Source organism: Rhodococcus sp. 24CO (genome assembly GCF_050586165.1).
Classification (GTDB): Bacteria; Actinomycetota; Actinomycetes; order Mycobacteriales; family Mycobacteriaceae; genus Rhodococcus_F.
In genome coordinates, this window is sequence record NZ_JAZFNF010000003.1 from 383,077 (window position 1) to 409,243 (window position 26,167).

The following is a 26,167-nucleotide window of genomic DNA, read 5'->3' on the forward strand; positions in this document are numbered from 1 at the left end:
TCCTCTAGACCCAGTAGGGCACGCGTGCCCGATACTTGCGGAGTGCCAGGAGTGCAACTGCCCAGCCGACGACGGTGAGGGCGATGACGATGTACCAGTGGTATGCCTGCTGATCGGTTCCGATAAGTGGTGCTCGGATGATCTCGAGGTAGTGGTACAGCGGGTTGAGTTCGGCAAGCTTCACTCGCTCTGCGGCTTGCCCGCCCTGATCCTTGAGAGCCTGCGTCGTCCACATGATGGGGGTCAGCACGAACAGCAGCAGGGTGAGGCTGCCGAGGATGGGTGCGATGTCGCGGTACCGCGTGGAGAAGATGCCGAACACGATCGACACCCACAGGGTGTTCGCCACGATCAGCACGAATGCCGGTATCGCCGCGAGCGCCGTCCAGCTCATGTTCTGCCAGATGCTGAACGCGAACAGGAGGACTATGTAGATCGCGAAGTTGTGCGCAAAGAACAGCACCTGACGCCACACCAGGCGATACACGTGCACGCTCAGCGCCGACGGCAACTGCTTGATCAGGCCCTCGTTGGAAATGAAGACTTCGGAGCCCTCGAGGATGCTGGCGCTGATCAGGTTCCAGACGATCAACCCGACCGTGACGTACGGCAGGAACTCCTTGAGCGGGATGTTCAGCAGAGCGGAGTACAGGAGGCCCATCGCAGCTGCCTGGACACCGGTGGCGATGGTGATCCAGAAGGGGCCGATCACCGACCGGCGGTACCGCTGCTTGATGTCCTGCCAACCGAGGCTCAGCCACAACTCGCGCTGCCGTAGTCCATCGCGCAGGTCTTTGAAAGCGCGATGGAAGGTCTGGGAGTCGGACACGGGCACAGGTTGCTCCGACGTCTCGGATTCGGTTGCGGATGCTGACACGGAGGTCGAGCCTACCGGCCCCGGTGCAGCGCGAACTTTTACTCGGGTGTTGTGGTGGTCGGAGTTACAGATATTGGCCGGTGCCGGGGGACTGTTGGTCGGGGTGCCCGGGGTTCCCGGGGTGCCCTGGTGTGTGTGGGACGCCGATGCTCATGCCGGGAGGCAGTGCGCCTTGACGCATTTGTTCGAGCTGGGCCCGGGCCGCCATCTGCTGGGCGAACAGTGCTGTTTGAATGCCGTGGAAGAGGCCTTCCAGCCATCCGACCAGCTGTGCCTGGGCGATCCGCAGTTCTGCGTCGGTCGGAACGGAGTCGTCGGTGAAGGGCAGCGTCAGCCGTTCGAGTTCTTCACGGAGCTCCGGTGCGAGGCCCTGTTCGAGTTCACGAATCGAGGATCGGTGGATTTCCTTGAGTCGTACTCGGCTGGCGTCGTCGAGCGGTGCGGCACGCACTTCTTCGAGGAGCTGTTTGATCATGGTGCCGATTCGCATGACTTTGGCCGGCTGCTCGACCATGTCGGCGATCGATTCGCCTTCCGGCTCCCTGGCGTCATGTCGATCGGTGTTCGTCTCCGCGCCGTTTGTCTCCGTGCCGTCGGGGCCGATGACCAGTATCCGTTCTTCCTCTGGCTTGTTCATAGCTCCATCTTGTCGTGTCAGGGCGACAAACTGCACTTAACCCCGAAAAGGTAACCAAAAAGTAACTGTACTGACGGGTATTTCGGTGTCTGCCTTCGACTACAGAGCCGCATGCCCCTAGAGTGTCGAGCATGGCTTACGACGTTGCCCGCGTTCGGGGATTGATTCCCTCACTCGGTGACGGCTGGATCCACCTCGACCCGCAGGCGGGTATGCAGATTCCCGACGCAGTCTCTCGGACAGTGTCCACCGCATTCCGGGCAGCAGCGTCGTCGTCGTCCGGTCGGCACGTCTCGAACCGTCGCAGCGCGGCAATCCTGGACAGTGCTCGTTCTGCCGTTGCAGATCTCGTCGGCGGTGATCCGGCGGGTGTTGTCCTGGGTTCGGACCGGGCAGTCCTGTTGGCCTGGCTAGCTGAGTCTCTGAGCTCGCGCCTGGGCCTCGGTACCGGGCTGGTGCTCTCCCGGCTCGACGAAGAAGCAAATGTCGCGCCCTGGCTGCGCGTCGCCGGTCGGTACGGCGCACAGGTGCGTTGGGCGGAAGTGGAAATCGAGACGTGCGAACTGCCTAGTTGGCAGTTCAACGAGCTTATTACCTCAACGACCCGACTTGTAGCTTTGACGGCGGCGTCGCCAATCGTGGGCTCGGCGCCCAATGTGCGTGCAGCGGCGGATCGGCTGCATGAATTCGGTGGCCTCATGGTCGTCGACGCCGTTGGTGCTGCTCCCTACGCGCATTTGGATATGGCCGAACTCGGCGCGGACATCATCGCGGTCAGTGCCCCGTCCTGGGGTGGTCCGCAGGTGGGTGCGCTGGTGTTCCGCGATCCCGGCCTGCTCGACCGTATCCCCGCCGTCTCGCTCAATCCGTATGCGCGCGGTGCCGAACGTCTCGAAGTGGGTGGGCATCAGTTCGCGCTGCTGTCCGGACTCACCGCGTCGATCGATTTCCTCGCCGGCCTCGATGAATCAGCCACTGGCAGTCGCCGCGAGCGTCTCGAAACGTCGATCAGTTCATTGCAGAACTACCAGGACGGCCTTTTCGAGCACCTGCTGCGTTCCCTGTCCGCGCTGTCCAATGTGATGGTCATCGGGCATGCGCCGACGCGGGTTCCGACGATCAGTTTCACCCTCGACGGTACGGCTGCAGACAAGGTGGCAGCTCATCTCGCAGACAAGCGGATTGCGGTCATGAGTGGCACTCACGGCAATTCGCGCCTCCTCGACGCATTGGGTGTCAACGACGAGGGTGGCGCGGTCACGATCGGTTTGGCGCCGTATACGACGCGATACGAGATCAACCAACTTGTTGCCGAACTCGGCACGCTGGGCTGATCTCGTACCTGTTACGTCACTTCACGGTGAGGATGACCTTGCCTACCGTTTCGGGTGAGTCCAGCAATTGATGAGCTAATGGCGCTTCGGCGATCGGAAGCTCAATGGAAACGACCGGTTGGATGGAACCGTCGGCGATCAGCGGCCACAGTTTGGCTCGAACGTCGGCCACGATTTCGGCTTTTCCGCCTGGCCCCGTTATCGGACGTCCACGTAGGCCCGTCGCGGTGATGCTTCCGCGTTTCCCCAGCAACTTGCCGATGTCGACTTCGCCCTTGCGTCCGCCCTGCATTCCGATGACGACGATGTGCCCGTCCATCGCGAGGGCGTCCAGGTTCCGGCCCAGGTACGACGCTCCCATGTTGTCGAGAATGATGTCCGCGCCGTGGCCGTCGGTGGCTTCGGCGAGAGCGGCGACAAAGTCCTGTTCGCGGTAGTTGATCGTGATGTCCGCTCCCAGTTCACGGCAGCGGGCCAGTTTTTCCTCCGAGCCGGCGGTCACGGCAACTCGTGCGCCGAGAGCTTTGCCGACCTGGATGGCGTGGGTTCCGATTCCGCCGCCACCTCCGTGGATCAGCAGAGTGTGTCCGCGGCGCAGTCCGGCGCGCATGACCACGTTGGACCAGACCGTGCAGGCGACTTCCGGCAGGGACGCGGCGACTCGCAGATCCACTCCCTCGGGTACCGGAAGGAGTTGTGTCGCAGGTACTGCCACCTTCTCGGCGTATCCGCCACCGGCAAGCAGCGCGCACACTTCGTCGCCGACGGCCCATCCGGTGACACCTTCTCCGAGCTGGCTGACGACGCCGGAGCATTCGAGTCCGAGGACGTCACTTGTGCCCGGTGGCGGTGGGTAGAAACCTTGGCGTTGCAGGAGGTCTGCTCGGTTGACGGCGGTCGCGGCGACGTCGACCAGAACATGCCCGCGAGGCACTTCCGGATCGGGCTGCTGCGCCCAGGTCATGACCTCGGGGCCGCCGGGCTGGTCGATAGTGGTGGCGTACATGGATACGACGCTAGCGAATCGCCCCGCAGTAGGTGGGTTTGGCGCTACCGTCGCTGTCGTGACTTACTTCGGGAACATGCAAAACGAGATCTACCTGAGCGGCCTCGGCGGCACCGTCCCGTCGCTGCCCATGACAGCGGCGGGGCTGGAAGCTGCCGCGCGTGAGCAACTCTCACCCGAAGCGTTCGGGTATATCGCGGGCAGCGCTTCGACCGAACGCACCGCAGCGTCGAACCTCCGGGCGTTCGAGAGGCACGCGATAGTGCCACGCATGTTTCGAGGTACCGCTGCGCCCGATGCCCGTGATCTGAGCGTTGAGGTGCTTGGTACACGTTTGGCTGCGCCGATTTTGACGGCGCCCGTCGGTGTACTCGGTTTGGTCCACGCCGACGCGGAGGTTGCGGTCGGTTCGGTCACTTCGGAATTGGGGATCGGCTCGGTTTTGTCGACTGCGGCCTCGTCGACCATCGAAGATGTCGGCGCGGTGTCGGGAGACAACTGGTGGTATCAGTTGTACTGGCCGGCGGACGACGAACTTGCCGAATCGCTTGTCCGACGTGCTGACATCGCGGGAGCGAAGGCCATCGTGGTGACGGCCGATACGCCCGGCATGGGTTGGCGTCCAAGGGATCTGGAACTGGGGCACTTGCCGTTCCTGCGGGCGAAAGGCATCGCGAACTATCTGTCCGATCCGGTCTTCCGGGCGAAGTTGGCGACACCGCCCGAGGAAAGTGCGGAGGCGCTGCAGATTGCGGTTCTGACGTGGGTGTCGCTGTTCGGCAATCACGCCGTTCGGATGGCGGATATTGCGAAACTTCGCCAGTGGACGTCACTTCCGATCGCGGTCAAGGGGATTGTGCATCCCGACGACGCTCGCGCCGCGGTTGCGGCCGGTGCTGACGGAATTATCGTAAGCAACCACGGTGGTCGTCAGGTGGACGGTGCGATATCGGCGTTGGACGCGTTGGGGCCCATAGCGTCGGCCGTCGGACATGAAGCTGACATCATGATGGATTCGGGTATTCGGTGTGGTGCGGACGTGATCATCGCGCTGGCGCTCGGAGCGAAGGCGGTTTTGTACGGGCGACCGTGGGTATACGGGTTGGGATTGGCGGGAGCGGACGGCGTCCGCCATGCTTTGCGGAGTTTGCTCGCCGATTTCGATCTCACGATGGGACTGGCTGGGGTGTCGTCGGTGGGGGCAATCGACAGGTCCCTACTTGTGGCCACTTCCGGACATTAGCGGCATTGGCCGCTTCAGGACTTCAGGCCGATGAAGAAGGCTGAATATGGCCTACGCGGGTCTAAACTGGGGAGCCGTGACAGCTGACACGACAACCGACGAGGCACCGGCAGTCCCGGAGCCATCCAGCGTACTGGCGGAATTGCCCACTGCGCAGCAGGAAATGGACACTGTGCGGCAGGAAATGGACACTGCGCAGCAAGAATTGGACACTGCGCAGCAGGGGACTCCCTGGCTGACGCCCGCCGAGATGCGCGCCTGGCGCGGCTACATGGACGGCAATCAGCGGCTCATGGAGGTCTTGAACCGGGAGCTGCAGGATTCGCATGATCTTTCGTTGGCGGATTACCGCATCCTCGTGATGTTGTCGGAAGCCCCGGACGGTTCAACTCGGATGAGTGACTTGGCAGACGGCGTGCTGTCTTCTCGTAGCCGCCTCACGCACCAGATCCGTCGCATGGAGTCTCAGGGCATAGTCGTGCGTACTACCTGCGCAGAGGACGGGCGGGGCGTGCTTGCGCAGATCACCGACGAAGGCCGACGACGCCTCGCTGCTGCCGCACCCACTCACGTTGCAGGCGTGCGTAAAAATCTGGTGGATTTGTTGACCCCCAACGAACTGGAAGTGCTGGCAGACGTCTTCTCGAAGGTCGACGCGGCCATCGGCGATCGCTGAGTAACGGGGAGCCGTTTTCACAGTTTGCGAGTGCACCGGATAGTATCGCCCACGGAAGCGTGGCAGAGCGGCCGAATGCACTCGCCTTGAAAGCGAGCGTGGCGTTAAACCCACCGGGGGTTCAAATCCCTCCGCTTCCGCCAATAGTCCCTCACTTGCTTACGCAGGTGGGGGACCTTTTTGTGACCCGAGACGCTCACCCGCTGGACGCTAGGGCAGTACCAAGGAGCCGATCGGAGCACTACTGTTCCCTGCATCCCCGGCATCGGGATCGCCCCACCGCCACTCTCGAACAGGAAGCGCCCCACATGACAGGCACAAGCGCCCCTCGCATCCACCTCGGTCCCGTCGAGGATCCTCACCTTGCCGACGGTATTCGCCGAGCCGGTGGAGTTCTTGTTCCACTCGACGAGGCCGAGGGCGTCGTCTGGGCGCAGGGGCCGGACACGTTCCCGTCGTCGCTGCCCGACTCGGTTCGCTGGGTGCAGTTGCCATTCGCCGGGATCGAGCCCTGGTTCGATGCCGACGTGATCGACGACAAGCGGGTCTGGACGTCCGCTGCCGGCGCGTATGCGGGCAACGTGGCTGAGCACACGATGATGCTCCTCCTTGCTGGAGTACGTTCTCTCCCCGAACAATTGGCGGCACAGTCGTGGCGTAAAGAAGAATTCGATCCGCGAGTGGGCACCCTGCAGGGCTCGACGGTGGCGATCATCGGCTGCGGGGGAATCGGTCGCGCGTTGATCCCGTACCTCGCCGCATCCAAGGTCGAGGTCATCGCGATCACCCGGTCGGGAACCCCTGTCGAGGGCGCTGCCGAAACTCTCTCGGCCGATCGCACCGGTGAAATCTGGTCCAAGGCAGACCACTTCGTGATTGCTGCACCGTCGACGTCGGCGACCCGGCACCTGATCGGTAAGGCGGAACTGGACCAGATGTCGGCGTCGAGCTGGATCGTGAACATCGCCCGCGGCAATCTTGTCGACACGGACGCGCTGGTCGACGCCCTCGAGGCCGGTTCGATCGGCGGTGCGGCACTGGACGTCACCGATCCCGAGCCGTTGCCGGACGGACACCGTTTGTGGAAGCTGCCCAACGCGATCATCACACCGCATGTCGCCAACCCGGCTACGACGCTCACGCGTGTCCTGGCAGATCACGTGGCCGCCAACGTTGCTCGATTTGCTGCGGGTGAGGACCTCGCTGCCGTGATCGATCCGTCGGCTGGATACTGACCTAAATCAGACCGACAGAACGCGCAGATCTTCGAGACCGTCGACAACCGGGATCCGCCAGGCCGCAAGTTCTTCCGGTCCCTGCTCGTCCCACAGCTCGAACAGTTCCGAATCGGTCGACGCGATGGTGCGCTCCACCATCTCGATCAGCCACGTGAGTCGCTCGGTGGTCAAGGCGTCGGCAAAGGCGCCGAGATCGAGTTCTTCGACGGCAGGATCCCGCTTGCGATCGGCGCGCACGATGAGCACCAATTCGAGTAAGGCAACGGCGATCTGGCCGCCGTCGACCTCGAGGTAGTCGTCCTCGAACGCCCATTCCACGGACTCGAAGGTGAAATCACCGTGCCCGATGGATGCAATCAAATCCCCCGCACCGTCATTCTCGAACGGTCCCGATCCCCACGCACCCACTGTTTTGCTCTTCTCTGATGTGTCGACTCAGCGCGCTTCCAGCGCGATCTTCGCTCCGAATCCTAGAAGAACCGTGCCGGTCACGCGTTCAAGTGCCTGCCGCACTTTCGGCTTCTCGAAGGTGCTACGGGCGCGGGAGAGAAGCACGACGTAGGCGCTGAGCCATGCGATGGAGATAGCTGCGTGGATGAGCACCAGGAGTGCGAGTGACGGACCCGTCGGCCATCCCGCTGGAACCAGTTGCGGCAGCAGGCTGGTGTAGAAGACCGCGATTTTGGGGTTGAGAAGGTTGGTGGTGAAACCGGTTTTCCAGGTTCCGGCCTTCTGCGAACGCGGTGCGTCGATGCTGCGCAGTTGGGATGAACGGCTGCCCCACAGCGCTCGTGCCCCCAGATAGATCAGATAGGCAGCGCCGGCGAGTTTCACAGCGGTGTATGCCTCCGCGGAAGCGGCCAGCAACGCCGACAAGCCGAGCACGGTGAGTAAGCCCCATACGAGTAGTCCGCTGATGATGCCTACCGCTACCCGAAATCCGGACGAGCGACCGCCGGTGAGCGCTGCCTGCGTCACGACGGCCATGTCCGGTCCGGGCACCAGTGTGAGGAGTGCCAGAACGGCGGCAGCGGCCAACAGGGCGGAGATCATGCACTCAGTATGGGGAGTTGCTTCCTTGTGAACAAATCATGTTGCGCCGGGTCGGAACTGCATGGACACGCCCGAAACGGCAACGGTTCGGCGAATCTGATGACAAAGTTATCCACACTGTGTAGAACCCTGTTAGTCGAGGTAGGTGGAATAACCTTGATGTAATTCACGTAGTTGTGCACAGGTTATGCACAGTCACAGGCTGGATGTGAATGAAGTTATCCACACCTGTGTGTGCATCGGTGGAGAACTTGCCAAGAGTGACGCATACCCGGCTTCTGATCGACTCAATCCTCCGGTCGAATCGACAGCCCCGACCGAACAGTCTGACAGGGCGTTATGTGAGAAGGTGGCCACTTATGCGGACGTCAGCGGTACTCGGAGTGATTCTCTCGTTGTGTGCATTCGGCGTAGTCGGACTCGCTCACGCCGAGACGCCTGTCACTCACACCGAGGCAGCTGTCACTCACGCCGGGGCAGCTGTCACTCACGCCGGGGCGGGGATCGCTCACATCGCCCGGATCGAGCAGTTGACGCCCACTCGCAGTGCAGTGTTTGTCGACTCCCCGTCGATGCGCCGCGAAGTTCAGGTGCAGGTTCTGCACCCCGCGAGCGTTCTGGGTACTCGGCCGACGTTCTATCTCCTCGATGGGGTCAGTGCCGGTTCCGAGTCGGGATACACCGAGAGCACGTGGACGCAGAACACGGACATCGAGGCGTTCTTTGCCGACAAGGACGTCAATGTGGTTCTGCCGGTGGGAGGTACCGGTAGTTTCTATACCGACTGGCGCAGCGACGACCCGAACCTCGGTGTGAACAAATGGGAGTCGTTTCTGACCCGAGAGTTGCCACCCCTCATCGACGAGTCATTCGACGGAAACGGCACCAATCTTGTCGGCGGCGTATCCATGGGCGCGCTGGCTGCAGGCAACCTGATCACTCGGAATCCGGACTTGTACACGGGATTGGCTTCGTACAGTGGATGTCTCGATACCACGGCGCCATACTCACAGGACTTCGTGCGTGCCACGGTAGCCAGCAAGAACGGCGATGCCACGAATATGTGGGGACCGGCCGGGGATCCGGATTGGCTAGATCACAATCCGTCGGGCAACGCAGAGGCGTTGCGTGGCAAAACGATCTACAGCTCTGCGAGCACCGGGTTGCCAGGAGCGCACAACACAGTCCTCAGCCTGGACGGCGTGACGGCGATAATCCGGGGTGGTCCGCTCGAAGCGCTTGTCCATTCGTGCACCCAGGTCTTCGAGAGCAGGCTCGAAGACCTGGGTATTACGGGAGTGTTTGCCTACCGGGACAGCGGAACTCATTCGTGGTCGTACTACCAGGATGCACTGCACGATTCCTGGCCGATACTGGAATCCGCACTCCGCCGCTGAGGACCATGCTGAGGATCTACTCTGCGAGAGCCAATTCCAGCAGCTTCATCGCGTCGTCGCGAGTGTGTGCGGCAGCGATGAATCCGGCCTTGTGGCAGAACACAGACGAGTCGACGCCGGTCTCTGCTGCCAGATCCGAACCGTTGAGGCCGCGCCACTGCTCCGGCAACAGCTTTCGTGAACCGAACTTCGAATCAGCGGGCTTGACGGTCTGAATCGACCAGCCGCCGTTGGTGTTCGGGAAGATCGTGAACAACAGCTCCGGCTGAGCCGACGCCGCCCGGCCGTGCGGAATGAAGCGTTCCAGCACGACAAATCGCGGATCCGACGCTTTGGCGTACGTCTCGGCGAACTCCTTCTCGGCGGCCGCGTCACCGGCGTACTTGGCGCGCAAGCGAATCAGGATCTGCGTTGCGAGCGCAACCGCGAGTTCGAATTGCGTGTCGAACTCCTCGTCTGTGGACGAGATGGGATTGAACAGATCCAGAACCGCGGACAGGTCGAACGGCTTGGTGCCGAACTCGTTGAGGGTGTAGATCTCCTGGCCGTTGTCGACGGCGTCGATGCCCTCGACCAGGCGGCCGTCGATACGACGGCACACGGACTCGTCGCCGTTGCAGAACTTCAGGCCGTATTCCTGCCACAGCAACCCGAAGGCCGAGTACAGGATGCCGTTGCTGCGTTCGCCTGCGCCGCGCTGGTGGTGGTCGAAGCGTCCGGCCGCCGGCTCGTAGCGTCCGCCGACGTCGAGCACGATGTCTGCGCTGTTCAGGACGTCCTCGTCACGGGTGCGGACGACAGTGGCGTCGGGGTACAGCTGCTTCAGGAGCGATACGCCGAAGACGTCGTCTGCGTGGAACTTGCCGTTATGGGTCGCGATGATCACCAGTCGAGACTAGGCAATCGGCTCGCTGATGCCTATTCAGCCGACCGTGCGGATGCGATCGGTGGCCGGTGGCGCTACTGGTGAGCCGGAGGTGAACAGGGCAACCAGAGCGTCGAGGTCGTTGCCCGCTCCGGTTGTTTCGACGGCGCTGCGCAGGGCGGTGAACCCGTCGCCGCCCTCGGCGAGGAACTTGTTGACCGCAACACGATAAACCGTGTTCGGGTTGATGTTTTCGCCGTTCAGGCGCATTTCCGACACGCGTGAGCCGGCGGGGGCCTTACGGTCGAGCGTGTACGTGAAACCGGTGGACGGGGCGAGGATTCGTTCGAACGGCAAGTATTCCGGCGAAAACTGGAACTGCTGTTCCAGTGCGTCTTTCAATGCCGCACCTGTGATGGACAGCACCTCGATGCTGTTGCCGAACGGTTGTACCGCATGGGCCTGGCGGTACGTCACGGTTCCGGTGTCGAGGTCTTCGCGGATTCCGCCCGGATTGGTCAGAGCGATTTGTGCTCCCCGCTCGGTGCCTGCCGCCAATTGAGCGTCGGCGATCAGGTTGCCAAGGGCGGATTCTCCGCTGGTCGCCTGGTCGCGAGTCAGGTCGGCGGTGATTGTGCCGACGGGACGTTGCGCCACTTCCGCAGCCGCATTCCACGCTTGATCGGCAAGTGCTGCTGTGTCGGGGTCGGGTGAAATATCGTGTGTCACTATCTGATTGAACGACGATGTCTGATCTCGCAGGACGTCTCGAGTGGTGCGGTCGATCACGACGTCCGCGACGGAAACGATGCGACCGTGCGACGCGCCTTGCATCACTACGCGGGAATTTCCGGCGGGGTCGGGGTATTCGCAGTTGTACTGCTGATGACTGTCCGCGGTAAAGATGACGTCCACTTTCGGCGATGCTCGCAACGCGATGTCGCGAGCGGGGCCGGACGTGACGTTGCAGTCGTTGGGCCCACCCGCAATGTCCGGTTCGTCGCCGCGGTGCAACAGCACGGTGATGGCTTTGACTCCGAAGAAGTCGAGAACGTCCGCGGTGCGATCGATTGCTTCGACCTCGTCGCCGAATTTCAGGGTCGAGACGCCGTCCGGTGCCACGATCTGCGCTGTATTACTAGCCGCAATCGCGATCACGCCGAGGGGAACGCCGTCCACGATGTCGACCGTGAAGGGCAGCGTCGCCGGTGTGCCGTCGGTGTACGTCATGTTGGCCGCCATCAGCGGGAAATTCGCTCCACCGAACTCTGGACTGAAGGTGCACGCGTTCTGCGCGGAGCACCCACCCGATTCCATCCGACGAAATTCCGCGAGGCCGTCGTCGAGTTCGTGATTACCGATCGCCGACGCATTGATCTGCATGCGGTTGAGGAGTTCGACTGTCGGTTCGTCGTCGAACATCGACGATTCCAGTGCAGACGATCCCCAGTTGTCACCCACGGAGTAGAGCAGCGAATTCGACGCTTGGCCCCGCAGTTGGGACACGTACGCGGCGAGGTAGGCGGCGCCGCCCGCGGGGGTGTACGAACCGTCGGCCTGCATGATCTGGCTGCGTTCGCCTTCTGGTGGCAGCAGGCTGCCGTGGAGATCGTTGAACGCAAGAAGTCGGACCGAGACGGTATCGGGGCTTTGGGCATTAGCCACACCAGTTACACCCAGGGAGGTTGCGAGGAGAGAAGTCGCGAGCACAGCACAAGCGCGTGTGATGCCTCGCGTCATACTTCGTGCTCCTTCCTCGGGACCGGATTTGAACCTTCCTGAGTGTGCCTGGCCGCGAGAACGAATTCTAGGGCTGGGCGTAACAGTTATGTATCAAGTGTCACGCGCTGACGCCGATTCCCGCCAAGCGCCTGGCTTCGTCGGTCAAGGCAAATGCGAGGAAGGCATCGTTCTCGTCCGGATCGCCGATGGTCATGCGGACGCCCTCGGTGCCGTACTGGCGGATCAGAATGCCCGCTTCGGTACTTGCGTCGGCGTAGCCGGGGGAGAGTTCACGCAGTGGCAGGTAGACAAAATTCGCCGACGATTCGGGGACGGTGTAGCCGGCCTCGATCAGTGCGGTGCGGACGCGGGTCCGTTCCGCAATGACGGCGTCGGTGCGGGCGAGGAGTTCGTCGGCTGCAGCCAGGGACGCGATAGCCGCGGTCTGCGCGAGCGCGCTCACCGAGAACGGTGTGTGGACCTTGCCGAGCGCAACGATGATCTCCGGATGGGCCACCGCGTAACCCACCCGGATGCCGGCCAAGCCGTACGCCTTCGAGAATGTGCGCAGCACAACCACATTCGGGCGATCGCGGAACAGTTCGATGCCGTTCGCATCGGACCGGGAGTACTCGTAGTACGCCTCGTCGAGAGCGACGACGACGCTCGACGGAACGGCGTCCAAGAAGTTCTCGAGTTCCGCTTTCGACAGTGCATTGCCGGTCGGGTTGTTGGGGTTGCAGATGAAGATCAAGCGGGTGCGGTCGGTGATCGCGGCAAGCATCGCGTCGAGGTCGTGCCCGAAATCCTCGGCCAGCGGAACCTTCACGGACACTGCGTGGCCGACCTGAGTCACCACCGGGTATGCCTCGAAGGAGCGCCACGCGTAGATGACCTCGTCACCCGGATCGCACGTAACCTGCACCAATTCTTGGCACAGCGTCACAGAGCCGCAACCAGCAGCGACGTTGGCCGGTTCGACATTCAAGAATGACGCCAGTGTCTCGATCAATGCCACCGCGCCGTTGTCGGGGTAACGGTTCGCGTGACCGACGGCTTCGGCGACGGCATCACGGACGCTGGGCAGCGGGCCCAGTGTCGTTTCGTTGCTCGCGAGTTTGATCGCACCCGGAAAATTGCGTCCGGGAACGTAGGCGGGGATCGATGCGAGGTCGGGGCGAATGTGTGGGGTCACAGTCCGATTATGCGCGCTCTGATTCGGTGCGCTCGAGCCGTCCACGTGTCAGAGTAGGAACATGTCGGGAATGTTCCGAGATGCCGCGAGTCTGCGGGTGGCCGACGGCGTCGTCGCCACTGTGCCACTGACCGTGGTGGAACCCGACGGCCCGACCCGTGGCGCGATCGTCGTATTGCACGAGGCGAGACAGTTCAGCAAAGCGCTCCTGGAGTTGATGGCCGCTCTCGCCGTCGACGGCTGGCTGACCGTCGCCCCGCATCTTTTCCACCGCGAACCCGAGCACATTCAGGGCGATGTTTTCGGTGACAACCTCTTTGCCGACGTCGACGCGACCCTGGATTGGCTCACGGGCCGCGACGTCCCGGCCGACACCATCGGCGTCCTCGGTTTCGACGCGGCAGGCACCGCGGCCATGCTCGTCGCAACCAGTCGTCCCGTCGGTGCGGCTGTGAGTGTCGCCGCTCGTGGAATCGTCGAAGCGCTGTCCGTCGACGCGCAGGCATTGGTCGACGCCGCGGTGTCCCTCCAAGCCCCGTGGCTCGCCCTGTACGGAGAAGACGATCCCGACACTCCGCCCGAGCACGTCAGCAGGCTGAGGGAGGCGACGGCCAAAGCCGACGTGGCGACCCTGGTGGTGAGTTACGCAGGATTGCAGCATCGAGCCGACGAACCACCACAAATCCCCGAAGGCCGGGACGACGACGACCCGTGCGCCGCCGCGATCATCGACGCCCGCACCCGGATCTTCGACTGGTTCGACGGCAACCTGCGATAACGCCATGGACCAGGCCTCTGACCACTCGTTTTGCCTTTGGTGGTGAGAAGTGTGTAATCTTTCGTCCCGGCGGTCCGAAAGGATCGGAACCCCCAGGGAGGCGTGCCAGAGCGGCCGAATGGGACTCACTGCTAATGAGTTGTCCCTTTTACGAGGGACCGGAGGTTCAAATCCTCTCGCCTCCGCCACGCCGGTGATTTTGACCGGCGGGTAAGAAATGATAGAAAGTACGACGGCAAGACACGCAAGACCAGCAACACAACAGAACATGCGCCCGTAGCTCAACGGATAGAGCACTTGACTACGGATCAAGAGGTTAGGGGTTCGAATCCCTTCGGGCGCACAACAGAAAGCCCCTCACCAGCAGAGATGCCGGTGAGGGGCTTTCTTGTATTTCTGGCGACGGAGGCCGCCGCGTCCCGCTGTTACGTCCATCACTTCGCGATGTCGGTGACGCCGTCACCGTGGAGCACGTGACGCAAGTACCGCTCCGGCGTGGTGAGGACAGTGAGGTCCTGTTCCGGATCCCCGTCCAACACGAGAAGGTCCGCGTGAGCACCCGGCGCGAGGGTGCCGATCTCTCCTTCCATGCCGAGTAGGCGTGCAGCAGTGCTGGTGGCGCTGCGTATCACGTCGAGGATCGGCTGAACGCGCGCACGGATCGTGAACTCTTCGAGTTGACGCGTTTGCAGATGCCCGAGCAAGTCGCTGCCGTAGACCAGATTCACTCCTGCCCGGTGTGCCTGTTCGAGCGCGCCGACGGCCGCTGTGCGAACCTCGTCGAGCTTCTTCAGTGATCCTGCGGACAGCCCGGATGCAGCGCCGGCCTCGTACATCGCCTCGTACGTGATGATCGTCGGTACCAAGAAGGCGTCGTTCTCGACGAGCAGGCGGATCGACTCGTCGTCGATGAGGTTGCCGTGCTCGACGCATCGCACGCCAGCCCTCAGCGCCTGATTCACCGAGCGCGGGTGGTAGGCATGCACCGTGACGTATCGATTGTGGTTCTCGGCCTCGATGACAGCGGCACGTATCTCTTCGTGCGTGTACTGGACCGCCGAGATCTCGTCAGTCGGGGATGCAACCCCACCGGAGACGACAAGCTTCAGATGATGCGCGCCCTTGCGGAACTCGTCGCGGGCCGCATGGCGAACGGCATCGACGCCGTCCGCGATACGTCCGAAGTCGGGTTTCAGCTGACAGCAGGGCGCAGAGGTGTCATTGAGAGAGCGGAAGTCTCCGTGGCCACCTGTCTGCGATAGCGCTTTACCGCCGAAGATCAGTCGTGGCCCGGGGACCAAGCCTTCCTGCAAAGCGCGGGCCATTCCATGGTCGGCGCCACCGACATCACGCACGGTGGTGAATCCGCGTCGGAGCATGTCACCCGCCGAGCGCAGCGCTCTCACCGTCGCGTAGCCCGGCGTCCATCCAGCAATTTCGGCGGTATTTGTCGTCGTCACCAGGATGTGGACATGCGCGTCGACCAAGCCGGGCATAACTGTGCCCCCACCTGCATCAATGATTCGAATGTCACCGGGCGAAGCGGGGGGCCGCCCCACTCCGCTGTCGACGATCAGCCCGTCGGCTATATCGATCCAAGCATTCTTCTGCCGCTCGCCGGTCGAGGGTTCGAGCGTGTGGGCATTTATTACCCGAGTGTGCATGGTCTCTCCTTGAAAGCGATTGATCGTTGTCCGTTGGCTGCGGGAAGGCGCTCGTCGAGGCCTGGATTGCGCGCAACATTAGATGCATACTGATGATTCGTGCAACACTTTGTTTGTGCGAGGTGTTCGGTGCTCTGTCGTCACAGCTCGGCACGCGCGTTCCAAGTTTTCCCAAGGAGGCCTGAGAATTGCGGTGATAGCGTGACTGCGACCAGTGAGGTGTTTCAGGTCGTCATCGACGCTGATGCCATGTATTAGATCCAGTGAAAAGAGGCGCTCCGAGGTGACGGTGGGGACGATGCTCGCGCAACGGGCAGAGCGCGCGAACCTCGGAGCTCAGGCCGATCGGGTCCTACAGGTTCTTGCACAGATGCCACAGTTCGCCTCTTATGCATCTGGCCGCGAAGTCGCCGAGCGCGCTGGGGTGAATGTCTCCACTGTTGTGCGGACCGCCCAGCAGCTCCAGTTCGACGGGTGGAGCGATCTTCGTCAAGCGCTCCGAGCCGAATATCTCGACTCACTCGTGACAACGAATCCCGAGCGCCCCGAATCAACGGAGGCGGCGGCGCAAATGCTGAGGCAGGACGTGGCAAATCTCGCCGCCGTCTCGTCCGCGGCCAACGTCATTGCGATCAAGAGCGTTGCGGACGCGATGAAAGCGGCCCGTCGAATAGTGGTGATCACCAGTGGATCCGGTGGAGGACCCGCACAGGTACTCAGTTACCTGGCATCCATCTACGGCTACGACATTCGCCTCTCGGCAGGCTCCGCAACTTCGCAGGCGATACACGTGTCCCACCTGGACGAACGCGACTGCGTCATCGTCATCAATGTTTGGCGCCTCACCAGTACATTGCGTGGACTAACCCGTCTTGCACGCGAAAGGGGCGCGACTATCGCCGTTCTCACCGACCTGCACTCGTCACCCCTGAACGCATACGCCGATCATGTCGTGATCACCCCGATCGAGGGTATCTACGTGACTCCGTCGCTGACAGCCATGGTCGCTGTCGTTCAGGCCATTCTCGCCGAACTCGAAAGCTCCGATGCCCGTTTTTCGGCCGGCCGCATCGAGCAGGCTTGGGAGACGCTCAGTCTCATGGACGATCAGGCTTGATCCATAGTCCCGGCGCCGATGAGTTTCACCTCTCTGCCGAGTCTCAACTCCTGTATCACCATCTTCGAGAGTGCGGGAGCGCATAGTGAATCAGCTACTACGGGTCCAGAACTTCACCATCTCCAGTGACGGAGTCGCCGCGGGTGAGAACCAGAGTTTCGAGAGCCCGTTCGGGTTCGACCATCGCGATATGTTTGCGTGGGCCGGAGCCACGGCCAGCTGGCCGAATCGAACTGACCCCGGTGGAAGTCGAGGGCTCGACGATTACTTCTCTCGCGACTTCGCCCAGAATATCGGCGCCGAAATCATGGGCCGCAACAAATTCGGATTCCAGCGTGGACCCTGGAAAGACCTCGAGTGGCAGGGATGGTGGGGCGACGAGCCGCCATTCCACACGCCCGTGTTTGTCATGACCCACCACCCGAGGCCGTCGTTCACCCTTTCCGACACGACATTTCATTTTGTCGACGCGGACCCGGCGACCGCGCTCGAGCAGGCCCGCGAGGCCGCCCGGGGTAAGGACGTCCGGCTCGGCGGTGGGGTGACCACCATCAGGGAGTTTCTCGACGCGGATCTTGTCGACACCATGCACGTCGCTGTTTCTCCGATCGAGCTCGGTTCGGGGCTCCGTCTCTGGGATTCACCGGACGAGTTGCGTGACCGTTTCAATCTCGAGATCGTGCCGAGCCCGAGTGGGATGACCCACCACCTGTTCTGGCGAAAATAAGCTCAGAAGGTAACGCGCCGTTGACGTAATCGCAGGCACATCTGTCGTAAATGCCCGATAATGATACGTGCCCTCAATTGCCTCGTCGCTGTTCTGGATTGCGCTGATCGCCGCCCTCGCGCCTTTTGTCGCGGGCCTGTTCCCGCGGCGCCTGGTGCCGGAAGTTGTGCTGTTGTTGGTCGCCGGCGCGGTTGTCGGGCCTTTTGCGCTCAACTTGGCGGCAGAGAGTGAGGCCATCGGGATCCTTCGGGAACTGGGCCTCGGCATGCTGTTCTTGCTCGCCGGCTACGAGATCGACCGCAAGGAACTGAGCGGCGCTGGTGGCCGGCGAGCGCTGTACACGTGGCTGTTTTGCCTCGCCTTGGCGTTTGCGATCGTCGCGCTCTTGGGGGCGCAGGGTGTGATCTCCGCAGAAGCGGCGGTTGCGATTGCGATGACGTCGACGGCGTTGGGTACCTTGCTGCCGATTCTCAAGGACAACAAAATCCTCGACACCCGGCTTGGCCGGACGGTCCTCAATCACGGCGCTGTCGGCGAACTCGGCCCCGTTGTTGCGATGGCCGTATTGCTCGGTGCGCGTGGCGCTGTCCTGTCGCTGGTGGTCCTCGCGGCATTCGCGCTGATCGCGGTGATTCTTGCGGTGCTGCCGACCAAGCTGATCTCGCACGGATCGTGGACGCACACACTTGTCCGTTCCGGCGCAGACACCACAGCTCAGACCACGGTTCGCCTGACGATCCTGTTGCTGGTCGGTCTGGGTGCGCTCTCGGCCGTATTCTCGCTGGACGTTGTTCTCGGCGCCTTTGCGGCCGGTTTCATCCTGCGACGCCTGATGCCCGACGGCAACGAGCGGTTGGAGATCAAGCTCGACGGTATTGCTTTCGGATTCCTCATTCCGATCTTCTTCATCACTTCCGGAATGGCAATCGACGTGTCGGCGGTCGCGGAGAATCCCACCGTCCTGCTGGCGTTCCTTGTTCTCATCATCGTGGTTCGCGGTGTGCCGGTGTTTTTCACGACCAAGTTCGAGAAGGTCGAACCACCTTTCAGTACCAGGGAGAGCGCACAGGTCGCGCTGTACGGGGCTACCGGGTTGCCGATGATCGTGGCCGTCACCGGTGCCGCTGTCAGTGCCGGTCAGATGTCGTCGTCCAATGCGTCGATTCTGGTGGCGGCCGGCGCAATTACCGTTCTGCTGCTCCCGATGTGTGCAACGCTGCTGAACCGTCCGGAGAAGGTCGGTTCAGTCGTCTAGAGGCCCAACTGCTCGTCGAGCCAGTCGAACATGCGTTGGTCGGTGAGGCGCCGGGCCATCGGTTGGCAATGGAAACTCGCGCCTTCGGCGGCCGTGAACGGAACCAGAGTGGTGGGTCCGCCGGACAGCGAAGCGAGTCGTTGCGATTGCCCCGGCCAGAACTGTTCGTGTTCGGGATCGGTGATCAGCAGGGGAGTCGTGATCGAGCCCGCAACATGTTCGAGGCGGTATTTCCGTACCTCGGCCAGAGTGTTGTAATAGCCGTCGGTCAGGTACGGCCGGGCTCGGAATCGCCAGGTGCGGGCCGTTTCCTTCGATGCTCGCAACCCCATCGCCATGTCCCGGTCGAAGGCTTCCGACTTGCCTTCTTCCAGTAAGTTCTGCATGCCGCGCGGGATGTGAACGAGCCACGACGCGGATACGTCGACCACGCCGGGATCAGCGATTGCCGCGGCGATCCGATGCTCGAACGCCAGTGACTGCGGCACCCAATAGCCACCCTGACTGATGCCACACATTGCCAACTTCGACGCGTCGACGTCGGGTCGGTCGATCAGGAAGTCGACGACAGGGGTGATGACAGCTTCCCAGTCATGGCGGAATGGAACATTGCTCTCGAACAGCATGGACTGCTGACCCGGTCCGTCGAACATCAGCACGTTGTAGCCGCGTTCGAGCGCTCCGGCGCCGCCGTTGACCCACATCGAACTGATGGGGCCGTCGCTGCCGTTCACCATGATGAGCGTCGGGCGTCGTACATCTCCGGGGGGACGGAAGAAGTACCCCGGCATCGTGGTGTCCTCGTACGGAATGCGCACGCGCTCCACGGAGTGCGAGGTGGTGTCGACAAAACCGTCCCACGCGGTGCGGTGGTGCCGAAACGTGGGAACCAGCACCGAGTCGTCGGTCAGTCCGTCGACGGCATTGACGGCAACAGCGAAGTACGACGCTGCCCGAAGATACGCGCTGGATGCGCTGCGCAAATGTCCGGCGCGCGCGGATTCCTCGGCTTCCTCGAAGATCCGTGATCCGAGGTCGAACCACGCGACGTACCAACCTTCGTGGTCTTTGTCGCCGACTTCGGCGATGGCAGCAAGAACTTCTCCGGTATCGGAGGCGCCGTACGTTGCCTGGCCGAGGAGGACTCGCAGTTCGTAGTCGAAAGACTCGTTGCGGTAAAACCCCGTGGTGAACGCCTGATGCGGGTGGGAGAAGAACGTCGACGCGAGTGACATGGGCACACCCTTCGGTAGGTCCGTGTATGTCAGGATCGCCCGAAATCGCTGTTCAAAAACCTTTCCTGTCGCCGCAATACCGCACAACCCAGGGTGCACAGCCACAAAGACATTCCCAAAACCTGTGCACGTTGGGCGATTCCCAAGCCTAGATTACCGCCGCCGGCCAGTTCTATGCCGTTAGTTGTCAACATCCACACCGTCGCAACGGAAGTCGTGATCAGAAGACCTGATCCGACGGTGCGCAACAACGGATGCTCGGAATAGCGGAAGGCCCCGACGGTGAACGTGATCATCACGGTGAAGATCGCAAAGACAGCGACACTGCTGGTCAAAGCATGAACGTGATGCAGTTGCGGTAGTAGTCCGCCGGGCTCGCTCGCCGCGCAATCCGGGCCGGAGCAGTCCAACGGAAACGACGCGTCCGCAATCGTGGCAACACCGAACACGGCCAGCGCAATCCAGCCCGCCACATAGAATTTGCGTCGCTCCGTAACCAGCAGTCCGAGCGTCGCTGACACCAACATCAAAACGGCCGAGACAACGTCGGCGTTACCGAACACGTCGCGGTATTTCTGATTTGCAGCGTCGAGTTCACTGAGGAACGACGTCACGGGATCAAGGCCGGTGTCGAGGAAGAACGCCAGAATCCACGACGAGTACACGATTCCACCGAGAATCAGCGCACCCGCCAGAACTACCCGCGCTCCACCAAGTCCGCTCACCCCACGAAGCTTACGGAGCGAGAAGAGTGTTCCGGACGCGTTCGGCTGCCGTCAACGGATCTTCGTGCTCCCAGATGCGGATGACGGTCCAACCCTGTTCGGCGAGGCGTGCATCGGTGTCCCGGTCTCGCAGCACGTTGGCAGCCAACTTGTCCGCCCACCACTGCGCATTGTTCTTGGGGTATGTCGCGTGGAGCGGGCAACAGTGCCAGAAACAGCCGTCGACGAACACCGCCACCTTCCGACGCGGAAAAACCAAATCGGCCCGTCTGCGAACACCTTTGACGGGAGCCCGATCGACGAAGTACCGCAGTCCGCTCCGATGTAGTTCGCGCCGGATCGCGATCTCGGGTTTGGTGTCGCGTCGACGTTGCGCGCTCATCCGGGCGCTGGTGGTCGGATCCGTCGCGGGCACTGTCAGTCACCTTCGTAGGGCTCAGCTGTCGGAGTCGTCGCCGTCGTCCGGGTCTGACCAGGTGGGGGCAAACCTGTTGCGACGCTCCACTTCACCGTGCACGATGGCAACAAAATCGTCAAACGAGAATGTTTGGCTCTCAGTGGGTCGGCCGTTGCGGGGAGGCGGCTCGTCGACATCGAAAAAGCGTACGCCGCCATCGGTTTCGTACAGTCCGATGAACACTTTCTCGAAGAGGTCGTAGCGCGTATCCTCGGCGCCCAGATCAACCCACGCCTTACCCGGCACGCCGACAACCGCACGTTTGCCGCGGCCGGAACGCTTCGACAACGTGGTTACGTGGTGGGCGAACGAGGATTTGCCGGTGTCGCTGGTCTTGGTGGGGTCGCCGTCGTCGCACGTGGCGTACGGCTCGAACATCACGGCCACCAGAACGCTGTACGGCTGGCGCTGATGCAGAACCATTGCCTCGCCGCGTAATTCGTGATCATTGCGGACGATGTTCTTGGTCCAGCGGCCGAGCTTTCCGCTGCGGGGGCTGTAGTCCTGGAAGTTGTACGTCTTGATCGACACGCACAGGATCAAGCCGAGCGTGGGGTCGAGTGCCTTGACATCCAAGCGCTTTCGGCCCTTCGCGACATCCACCGTCGCTTCCTGCCCCTCACCCGTCGCAGTGGGGGTGATGTTGGGGTACAGCGGGCGCAAGGCGTCGGCAACGGTCTGAGCGAGTTGATTGGAAAGCCGCTGCGCGTAATTCTTCTTCTCGCCGCGATCGGCATCTGCCGCAGGTTTGTCGCCCGCGAGTCGCAATGCGTCCCACAGTGGTTCGTGCTGGAGTTCCGGAAACAGCGTTTCCGGAAACAGGGACTCCGGTTCGGGAAACAGTGAACCCTCGCTCATGCCACTGCCTCGCTCATGCCACTGCCTCGGGATATCCGCCCATCCGCTCGAGATGGCTTTCGACGTCCTCGATGAATCCGGGGATGAAGCGAAGATTGCCCATGCGTGCGCGTTTGAGGAAGCCTGCAGTTGCCCGAGCGGACAGCAACCGAGTGTCTTCGAGGAATCCGCTCAGATCCTCGTAGTCGTGTTGAACGGGCCATGTCGAGGTGTGGACGCGGAAGGCTTGGCGGTTACGGCCCCAGGCAGCGCTCGGCCAGGAGTCGCCAGGTTCGAGGGGAGTCTCGTACTCGGCGTCGTATTCGATGGGATCAACCAGACGGCTACCCACCCACGACGCCATTCGCACGCTCACGGCATTTCCGACGAGCTTCCAGCGATGGCTGTGGCGTAGGCCGGGAACGTCGACGGCCGGCAGTGTCCAGTCGGGATCAAAACCCTGTAGACGTTCGGCGTCGACCAGGCCTGGTGTGACGATCTCACCCGAAGGCAGGCGCACGGCGGGCTGGCTGGGGATTCCGACGGATGATCCGCCCTTGAGGGTTGGCACGGCGTTGACTGCCCAACCGAGCCCGCGGGTGCCCTCGGTCCAGTAGAAGCCGCACGGGAAATCGGCAGGGTCGCCGCCGAGTCGCTCACCGGCATCCTGGCCGAAGAGGATTTCGCGGGGATCTTCGGTGCGCGACGCCAGCATGATGACGCGCTGGCGGCGCTGCGGGAGGCCGAATGCCCGGGCGTCGACAACTCGGTACGCCCACGTGTAACCGAGGTCTTCGAGAGCGTCGGTGATGTGACGCATCGCGGCGCCCTTGCCTAGCTGCAGCATGAAGGGAACGTTTTCGATGACCAGCCACCGCGGACCCTTTTTGCGCTTGACCAGTCGGAATACTTCGTCGACGAGGCCCGAGCGGGCGCCGGTGATGCCTGCCGTCTTACCGGCTTGCGAGAGGTCCTGGCAGGGGAAACCGGCAGCCACCAAGTCGATATCGGCCGGGAGCGCGCGCAGTTTCGTGACATCGCCATGCAGTGGGACGTCCGAGAAACGGGAACGGAGAACTGCCTGGGCTCCCGGGTCGATTTCACACAGCAGTTCGGTGTTCCACCCGTGCTCCGACAGACCCAACTCGAGCCCGCCGATACCGGCAAACAACCCCACCATGCTTTGCGACGACGTCACAGCACCCTTCCTCACGAACCGACTCGTAAGCACGTTACTCGAGAAGTCCGACAGCTTTTGCCACAACTTTTCGCGCACCGGCATTCCGCACGTATCGGCGGCCGAATCGGGCTGTGAATCGCCTTACACACAGTCCCAGGTCACCGACACCGGACGAAAAGGTCCCTGATCGCGGTAATAATCACCAGCCAGCAGTGCTCTCGAGGGCATCGTCCATTACCGTGGTCGGGTGAGCATCCAACCTTCCGATAGCGCATCCTGGCCTGCGGTATTGACCTGGCAGGCGCACAACGCTCCTCGCATGGAGTCGGTACGTGTGCAGTTGAGCGGCAATCGCATCAAGGCGTCGGGCCGGATCATCGGTGGCGCGTGTAGCGAACATCCCGCATTCAGCGCCTCATATGACCTGGTCACAGACGAGGCGGGTATCACGCGCAGGTTGTCGGTGCGCACCGCCCTCGCTGCGGGTGAGCGTCAGATGTCGATCAGCCGCGACGAAGAAGGAACCTGGATGGTGGAGAACGGCGCCAACCACCAGCGCTCGTCCTTCTCCGGTGCGCTCGACGTCGACGTGATCCTCAGCCCGTTCTTCAACACCCTTCCCATCAGGCGCTTCGGCCTGCAGAACGACACCCAGGACGTCGAGGTTCCGGTGGTGTACGTCAACCTGCTGGATCTGCGAGTCGAAGCCGCAACCATCACGTACAGCAGCGGTACCGACGGCATCAGTGTGATGTCGCCCGTATCGAGCGCAACGGTGACGGTCGACCACGAAGGATTCATCCTCGATTACCCAGGACTGGCCGGCCGGATCTGACAGTCGGGATCTGACAGTCGGGATCCACCAGCGGGGATCTACTTGCGTCGCCGGATCACGCCACCACGGCGGCCGGCGTCACGCATCCGGTCGATCCAGTCGGATTCTCCGACGCTCACCTCGGTGATGTCCCAGCGTTCATGCGATTCGTAGGCTCCTCGCGCCGCGAATCCGGCATCGACGAGTTCGGCTGTCGAGCCCTGCTCGTGCAGTTCGCTTCGCGCACTCTGCAGTAGGGCAAGAGCCTCGTCCAGTGCAACGAGTAGGGCGTCGCGGTTGCCCTCGCACATCGCTCGCACCAGCCCGGGTGCGCTGCTGGCAACCCGGGTGCCGTCGCGGAACGATCCGGCGGCCAGCCCGAGAGCGAGTTCACCGCCGGCCGCGCCGGTAATCGCCAATGTTTCGGCGAGCAGGTGCGGCAGATGCGAAATCCGGGCCACAGCCCGATCATGTTCGAGCGATTCGGCCGGAACTACGACGGAACCGCAGTCCAGCGCGAGGTTCGCGACCTGCGTCCACACTTCTGCGTCGACGCCGTCGTCGGTGGCGACAACCCATACGGCGTCGACGAACAGATCTGCATCGCCAACGGCCCAGCCCGACGCGGAAGTTCCGGTCATGGGGTGGCCGCCGACAAAACGGGCACTCAGACCACGACGTTCGACGGCCGCCTTCACCTCACCCTTCACGCTCACGACGTCGGTGATCGGGTTGTTCGGGGCATGTGCGGCAATGGCGTCGAGGGTGGCGTCGACGGCGGGCATGGGCACGGCGATCACGATGATCGCGCCGGTCTCTCGAGCTTTCCGAAGAGTGAGCGCAAGATCGGTGTGCGCTTCGAAACCGTCGGCGCGCGCTGCGTCGGCCGACTCGCTGGAACGGTTGTAACCCCATACCTCGCGGCCGGCGCGGGCAGCGGCGCGCAACAGCGAACCGCCGATCAAACCGAGGCCGAGGACGCAGACGGGAGGGGCAGAATCTGTCGCAGACACCCGTTCAGGTTGGCATATCCGGACTCGGACTTCACTCACGGGCACTGGCCGGGCTACCGTTGCGCCATGGGTGCACAGCGCGCGAGTAACAAGAGCGCCTCCTCGAACCAGTCGGAGGAGTTCGAAGGCTTCGGCGTGGCGGTGGTACGTGACGAAGGCAAGTGGACGGTCAAGGCCATGACGTCCGCGGCTTTGACGTCGTTGGCAAGCGCCGAAACCGAGCTCCGCGAGCTTCGAAGCTCAGGTGCCGTTTTCGGCCTTCTCGACGTCGACGAAGAGTTCTTCATCATCTTGCGGCCCGCGCCGACGGGAACGCATCTGCTGATTTCCGACGCGACCGCCGCTATCGACTACGACATCGCCGCGGACGTCCTCGACGCGCTGAACGTTGAAATCCCCGACATCGATCCGGATGACCTCGACAATGTCGAGCCCTGGGAAGAGGGGGATCTGTCGGTCCTGGCTGATCTGGGGCTACCGGAACCGGTCCTCTCGGTGATTGCCGCCGACACCGATCTGTACCCCGACGAGCAGTTGGCGATGATCGCGCAGCGACTCGGATTCGAATCCGAATTCTCTGCCGTGCTCGACAAGCTCCCACGGTAGATGTCACTCGCTGACGATCAGCGCATGATCCGCGCGGCGATCAGTGCCGCGCGCAGTGCATCAGTCGCCGACGTTCCCGTTGGCGCAGTCGTCTTCGACGCGGACGGCGTCGAGGTCGCCCGCGCGGCCAATGCGCGGGAAACGTCGTCCGACCCCACCGCCCACGCCGAGATTCTGGCCTTGCGTGCTGCCGCGAAAATCTACGGCGACGGTTGGCGTCTGGAAGGTGCGACGCTCGCCGTCACCCTCGAGCCGTGCACGATGTGCGCCGGAGCATTGGTTCTCGCTCGTGTCTCGAGGGTCGTTTTCGGGGCTTGGGAGCCCAAGACGGGCGCCGTCGGGTCGTTGTGGGACGTCGTTCGGGACAGAAGATTGACTTACCGTCCGCAGGTGCGCGGCGGGGTGCTCGAAGACGAGTGCGCTGGGCTTTTGGAGGATTTCTTCCGCGATCAGCGGGCCTGATTCCGGTATTCCCGAGCGAGACCGATTCCACATCGGGGTGGCAGTAACCGGCAG

Annotated in this window: 27 protein-coding genes and 3 tRNA genes; 15 read left to right on the forward strand and 15 right to left on the reverse strand. The window is 62.5% G+C overall.

The features are described 5' to 3' along the window. Nucleotides 1–4 precede the first annotated feature (4 nt). Nucleotides 5–877 (reverse strand): galactan export ABC transporter permease subunit Wzm/RfbD, encoded by an 873-nt coding sequence (gene wzm, locus V2B23_RS08950; protein WP_033235132.1) that lies wholly within the window; start codon nt 875–877, stop codon nt 5–7. Between the two features lie 64 nt (nt 878–941). After that, on the reverse strand, nt 942–1,514 hold the full coding sequence (locus V2B23_RS08955; protein WP_430950020.1) for a bacterial proteasome activator family protein: 573 nt from the start codon (nt 1,512–1,514) through the stop codon (nt 942–944). A 131-nt stretch (nt 1,515–1,645) separates the two neighbouring features. On the opposite strand from V2B23_RS08955, the gene V2B23_RS08960 reads away from it, so the two are divergent. Further along, the gene (locus V2B23_RS08960) at nt 1,646–2,848 is read left to right on the forward strand and encodes a cysteine desulfurase-like protein (RefSeq protein ID WP_430950021.1); all 1,203 of its coding nucleotides are present in this window, start codon (nt 1,646–1,648) and stop codon (nt 2,846–2,848) included. A gap of 16 nt (nt 2,849–2,864) precedes the next feature. Here V2B23_RS08960 and V2B23_RS08965 read toward each other — a convergent pair whose 3' ends face one another. Next, nucleotides 2,865–3,854 (reverse strand): NAD(P)H-quinone oxidoreductase, encoded by a 990-nt coding sequence (locus tag V2B23_RS08965; RefSeq protein WP_430950022.1) that lies wholly within the window; start codon nt 3,852–3,854, stop codon nt 2,865–2,867. Between V2B23_RS08965 and V2B23_RS08970 the strand changes: the two genes are divergently transcribed. From V2B23_RS08970 to V2B23_RS08985, 4 genes are all read left to right on the forward strand, one after another. Then, nucleotides 3,853–5,097: an alpha-hydroxy-acid oxidizing protein gene (locus V2B23_RS08970; RefSeq protein ID WP_430950023.1), complete on the forward strand. Its 1,245-nt coding sequence runs from the start codon at nt 3,853–3,855 to the stop codon at nt 5,095–5,097. The genes V2B23_RS08965 and V2B23_RS08970 overlap by 2 nt on opposite strands. A gap of 184 nt (nt 5,098–5,281) precedes the next feature. Beyond that, nucleotides 5,282–5,773, forward strand: a complete 492-nt coding sequence (locus V2B23_RS08975; RefSeq protein ID WP_430950217.1) for a MarR family winged helix-turn-helix transcriptional regulator — start codon at nt 5,282–5,284, stop codon at nt 5,771–5,773. A gap of 53 nt (nt 5,774–5,826) precedes the next feature. After that, nucleotides 5,827–5,916 (forward strand) — tRNA-Ser (locus V2B23_RS08980). 165 nt (nt 5,917–6,081) lie between these two features. Continuing rightward, a complete protein-coding gene (locus V2B23_RS08985) occupies nt 6,082–7,008 on the forward strand; it encodes a D-isomer specific 2-hydroxyacid dehydrogenase family protein (RefSeq protein ID WP_430950024.1) in 927 nt (308 codons plus the stop codon). A gap of 6 nt (nt 7,009–7,014) precedes the next feature. On the opposite strand, the gene V2B23_RS08990 is transcribed toward V2B23_RS08985, so the two are convergent. Next, nucleotides 7,015–7,419 carry a DUF4259 domain-containing protein gene (locus V2B23_RS08990; RefSeq protein WP_430950025.1) on the reverse strand — a complete coding sequence of 135 codons (405 nt, stop codon included), beginning with the start codon at nt 7,417–7,419 and terminating at the stop codon, nt 7,015–7,017. Nucleotides 7,420–7,446: 27 nt separating this feature from the next. Then, a complete protein-coding gene (locus V2B23_RS08995; RefSeq protein WP_430950026.1) occupies nt 7,447–8,064 on the reverse strand; it encodes a LysE family translocator in 618 nt (205 codons plus the stop codon). Nucleotides 8,065–8,423: 359 nt separating this feature from the next. Here V2B23_RS08995 and V2B23_RS09000 point away from each other — a divergent pair, with 359 nt between their 5' ends. Then, entirely contained in the window at nt 8,424–9,461 is a 1,038-nt protein-coding gene (locus tag V2B23_RS09000) for an alpha/beta hydrolase-fold protein (RefSeq protein WP_430950027.1), read from the forward strand. A gap of 16 nt (nt 9,462–9,477) precedes the next feature. Here V2B23_RS09000 and V2B23_RS09005 read toward each other — a convergent pair whose 3' ends face one another. From V2B23_RS09005 to hisC, 3 genes are all read right to left on the reverse strand, one after another. Beyond that, nucleotides 9,478–10,347: an MYG1 family protein gene (locus V2B23_RS09005; protein ID WP_430950028.1), complete on the reverse strand. Its 870-nt coding sequence runs from the start codon at nt 10,345–10,347 to the stop codon at nt 9,478–9,480. A gap of 36 nt (nt 10,348–10,383) precedes the next feature. Beyond that, nucleotides 10,384–12,066 (reverse strand): bifunctional metallophosphatase/5'-nucleotidase, encoded by a 1,683-nt coding sequence (locus V2B23_RS09010; protein ID WP_430950029.1) that lies wholly within the window; start codon nt 12,064–12,066, stop codon nt 10,384–10,386. A 100-nt stretch (nt 12,067–12,166) separates the two neighbouring features. Then, nucleotides 12,167–13,243 (reverse strand): histidinol-phosphate transaminase, encoded by a 1,077-nt coding sequence (gene hisC / locus V2B23_RS09015; protein WP_430950030.1) that lies wholly within the window; start codon nt 13,241–13,243, stop codon nt 12,167–12,169. Nucleotides 13,244–13,304: 61 nt separating this feature from the next. Between hisC and V2B23_RS09020 the strand changes: the two genes are divergently transcribed. The 3 genes from V2B23_RS09020 to V2B23_RS09030 all read left to right on the forward strand — a co-directional run bounded on the left by V2B23_RS09020 (nt 13,305) and on the right by V2B23_RS09030 (nt 14,364). Next, entirely contained in the window at nt 13,305–14,021 is a 717-nt protein-coding gene (locus V2B23_RS09020) for a dienelactone hydrolase family protein (protein ID WP_430950031.1), read from the forward strand. Between the two features lie 96 nt (nt 14,022–14,117). Beyond that, a tRNA-Ser gene (locus V2B23_RS09025) sits at nt 14,118–14,209 on the forward strand. A gap of 82 nt (nt 14,210–14,291) precedes the next feature. Beyond that, a tRNA-Arg gene (locus V2B23_RS09030) sits at nt 14,292–14,364 on the forward strand. A gap of 91 nt (nt 14,365–14,455) precedes the next feature. Here the strand turns inward: V2B23_RS09030 and V2B23_RS09035 are convergent. Next, the gene (locus V2B23_RS09035; RefSeq protein WP_430950032.1) at nt 14,456–15,685 is read right to left on the reverse strand and encodes an amidohydrolase family protein; all 1,230 of its coding nucleotides are present in this window, start codon (nt 15,683–15,685) and stop codon (nt 14,456–14,458) included. 283 nt (nt 15,686–15,968) lie between these two features. Here V2B23_RS09035 and V2B23_RS09040 point away from each other — a divergent pair, with 283 nt between their 5' ends. The 3 genes from V2B23_RS09040 (at nt 15,969) to V2B23_RS09050 (ending at nt 18,784) form a co-directional block, all read left to right on the forward strand. Continuing rightward, nucleotides 15,969–16,802 carry a MurR/RpiR family transcriptional regulator gene (locus tag V2B23_RS09040; RefSeq protein ID WP_430950033.1) on the forward strand — a complete coding sequence of 278 codons (834 nt, stop codon included), beginning with the start codon at nt 15,969–15,971 and terminating at the stop codon, nt 16,800–16,802. Between the two features lie 85 nt (nt 16,803–16,887). Continuing rightward, nucleotides 16,888–17,529 carry a dihydrofolate reductase family protein gene (locus V2B23_RS09045; RefSeq protein ID WP_430950034.1) on the forward strand — a complete coding sequence of 214 codons (642 nt, stop codon included), beginning with the start codon at nt 16,888–16,890 and terminating at the stop codon, nt 17,527–17,529. A 67-nt stretch (nt 17,530–17,596) separates the two neighbouring features. Next, nucleotides 17,597–18,784, forward strand: coding sequence for a cation:proton antiporter (locus V2B23_RS09050; protein ID WP_430950035.1), 1,188 nt, complete (start codon nt 17,597–17,599; stop codon nt 18,782–18,784). Here the strand turns inward: V2B23_RS09050 and V2B23_RS09055 are convergent. Genes V2B23_RS09055 through V2B23_RS09075 form a run of 5 tightly spaced genes read right to left on the reverse strand, consistent with a single transcriptional unit; the run spans nt 18,781 to nt 23,218 of the window. Next, nucleotides 18,781–20,019, reverse strand: a complete 1,239-nt coding sequence (locus tag V2B23_RS09055; RefSeq protein ID WP_430950036.1) for an alpha/beta hydrolase family protein — start codon at nt 20,017–20,019, stop codon at nt 18,781–18,783. The genes V2B23_RS09050 and V2B23_RS09055 overlap by 4 nt on opposite strands. A gap of 29 nt (nt 20,020–20,048) precedes the next feature. Beyond that, on the reverse strand, nt 20,049–20,744 hold the full coding sequence (locus tag V2B23_RS09060) for a DUF998 domain-containing protein (RefSeq protein WP_430950037.1): 696 nt from the start codon (nt 20,742–20,744) through the stop codon (nt 20,049–20,051). Between the two features lie 10 nt (nt 20,745–20,754). Continuing rightward, nucleotides 20,755–21,159: a very short patch repair endonuclease gene (locus tag V2B23_RS09065; RefSeq protein WP_430950038.1), complete on the reverse strand. Its 405-nt coding sequence runs from the start codon at nt 21,157–21,159 to the stop codon at nt 20,755–20,757. 21 nt (nt 21,160–21,180) lie between these two features. Continuing rightward, complete coding sequence (locus tag V2B23_RS09070; RefSeq protein WP_430950039.1) at nt 21,181–22,059, reverse strand: hypothetical protein; 879 nt, start codon at nt 22,057–22,059, stop codon at nt 21,181–21,183. Between the two features lie 13 nt (nt 22,060–22,072). Beyond that, complete coding sequence (locus tag V2B23_RS09075; RefSeq protein WP_430950218.1) at nt 22,073–23,218, reverse strand: DNA cytosine methyltransferase; 1,146 nt, start codon at nt 23,216–23,218, stop codon at nt 22,073–22,075. Between the two features lie 247 nt (nt 23,219–23,465). Between V2B23_RS09075 and V2B23_RS09080 the strand changes: the two genes are divergently transcribed. Further along, nucleotides 23,466–24,053 carry a putative glycolipid-binding domain-containing protein gene (locus V2B23_RS09080; RefSeq protein ID WP_072782699.1) on the forward strand — a complete coding sequence of 196 codons (588 nt, stop codon included), beginning with the start codon at nt 23,466–23,468 and terminating at the stop codon, nt 24,051–24,053. A gap of 38 nt (nt 24,054–24,091) precedes the next feature. Here the strand turns inward: V2B23_RS09080 and V2B23_RS09085 are convergent, their stop codons facing one another. Further along, nucleotides 24,092–25,063, reverse strand: coding sequence for a prephenate dehydrogenase (locus tag V2B23_RS09085; RefSeq protein WP_430950219.1), 972 nt, complete (start codon nt 25,061–25,063; stop codon nt 24,092–24,094). Between the two features lie 48 nt (nt 25,064–25,111). On the opposite strand from V2B23_RS09085, the gene V2B23_RS09090 reads away from it, so the two are divergent. Continuing rightward, nucleotides 25,112–25,651 carry a tRNA adenosine deaminase-associated protein gene (locus tag V2B23_RS09090; protein ID WP_430950040.1) on the forward strand — a complete coding sequence of 180 codons (540 nt, stop codon included), beginning with the start codon at nt 25,112–25,114 and terminating at the stop codon, nt 25,649–25,651. Further along, nucleotides 25,652–26,113 (forward strand): nucleoside deaminase, encoded by a 462-nt coding sequence (locus V2B23_RS09095; protein ID WP_430950041.1) that lies wholly within the window; start codon nt 25,652–25,654, stop codon nt 26,111–26,113. It abuts the gene before it with no gap. Nucleotides 26,114–26,167 lie beyond the last annotated feature (54 nt).

What these genes read in the sequence shown, in the direction of transcription:
- V2B23_RS08955 (WP_430950020.1), bottom strand. Translation starts at nt 1,514, where the DNA reads ATGAACAAGCCAGAGGAAGAACGGATACTGGTCATCGGCCCCGACGGC.
- V2B23_RS08965 (WP_430950022.1), bottom strand. Translation starts at nt 3,854, where the DNA reads ATGTACGCCACCACTATCGACCAGCCCGGCGGCCCCGAGGTCATGACC.
- V2B23_RS08970 (WP_430950023.1), top strand. Translation starts at nt 3,853, where the DNA reads ATGGATACGACGCTAGCGAATCGCCCCGCAGTAGGTGGGTTTGGCGCT.
- V2B23_RS08960 (WP_430950021.1), top strand. Translation starts at nt 1,646, where the DNA reads ATGGCTTACGACGTTGCCCGCGTTCGGGGATTGATTCCCTCACTCGGT.
- V2B23_RS09055 (WP_430950036.1), bottom strand. Translation starts at nt 20,019, where the DNA reads ATGTCACTCGCGTCGACGTTCTTCTCCCACCCGCATCAGGCGTTCACC.
- V2B23_RS09020 (WP_430950031.1), top strand. Translation starts at nt 13,305, where the DNA reads ATGTCGGGAATGTTCCGAGATGCCGCGAGTCTGCGGGTGGCCGACGGC.
- V2B23_RS09090 (WP_430950040.1), top strand. Translation starts at nt 25,112, where the DNA reads ATGGGTGCACAGCGCGCGAGTAACAAGAGCGCCTCCTCGAACCAGTCG.
- V2B23_RS09095 (WP_430950041.1), top strand. Translation starts at nt 25,652, where the DNA reads ATGTCACTCGCTGACGATCAGCGCATGATCCGCGCGGCGATCAGTGCC.
- V2B23_RS09000 (WP_430950027.1), top strand. Translation starts at nt 8,424, where the DNA reads ATGCGGACGTCAGCGGTACTCGGAGTGATTCTCTCGTTGTGTGCATTC.
- V2B23_RS08985 (WP_430950024.1), top strand. Translation starts at nt 6,082, where the DNA reads ATGACAGGCACAAGCGCCCCTCGCATCCACCTCGGTCCCGTCGAGGAT.
- V2B23_RS09070 (WP_430950039.1), bottom strand. Translation starts at nt 22,059, where the DNA reads ATGAGCGAGGGTTCACTGTTTCCCGAACCGGAGTCCCTGTTTCCGGAA.
- V2B23_RS09035 (WP_430950032.1), bottom strand. Translation starts at nt 15,685, where the DNA reads ATGCACACTCGGGTAATAAATGCCCACACGCTCGAACCCTCGACCGGC.
- V2B23_RS09010 (WP_430950029.1), bottom strand. Translation starts at nt 12,066, where the DNA reads ATGACGCGAGGCATCACACGCGCTTGTGCTGTGCTCGCGACTTCTCTC.
- V2B23_RS08975 (WP_430950217.1), top strand. Translation starts at nt 5,282, where the DNA reads ATGGACACTGCGCAGCAAGAATTGGACACTGCGCAGCAGGGGACTCCC.
- V2B23_RS09075 (WP_430950218.1), bottom strand. Translation starts at nt 23,218, where the DNA reads ATGGTGGGGTTGTTTGCCGGTATCGGCGGGCTCGAGTTGGGTCTGTCG.
- V2B23_RS08995 (WP_430950026.1), bottom strand. Translation starts at nt 8,064, where the DNA reads ATGATCTCCGCCCTGTTGGCCGCTGCCGCCGTTCTGGCACTCCTCACA.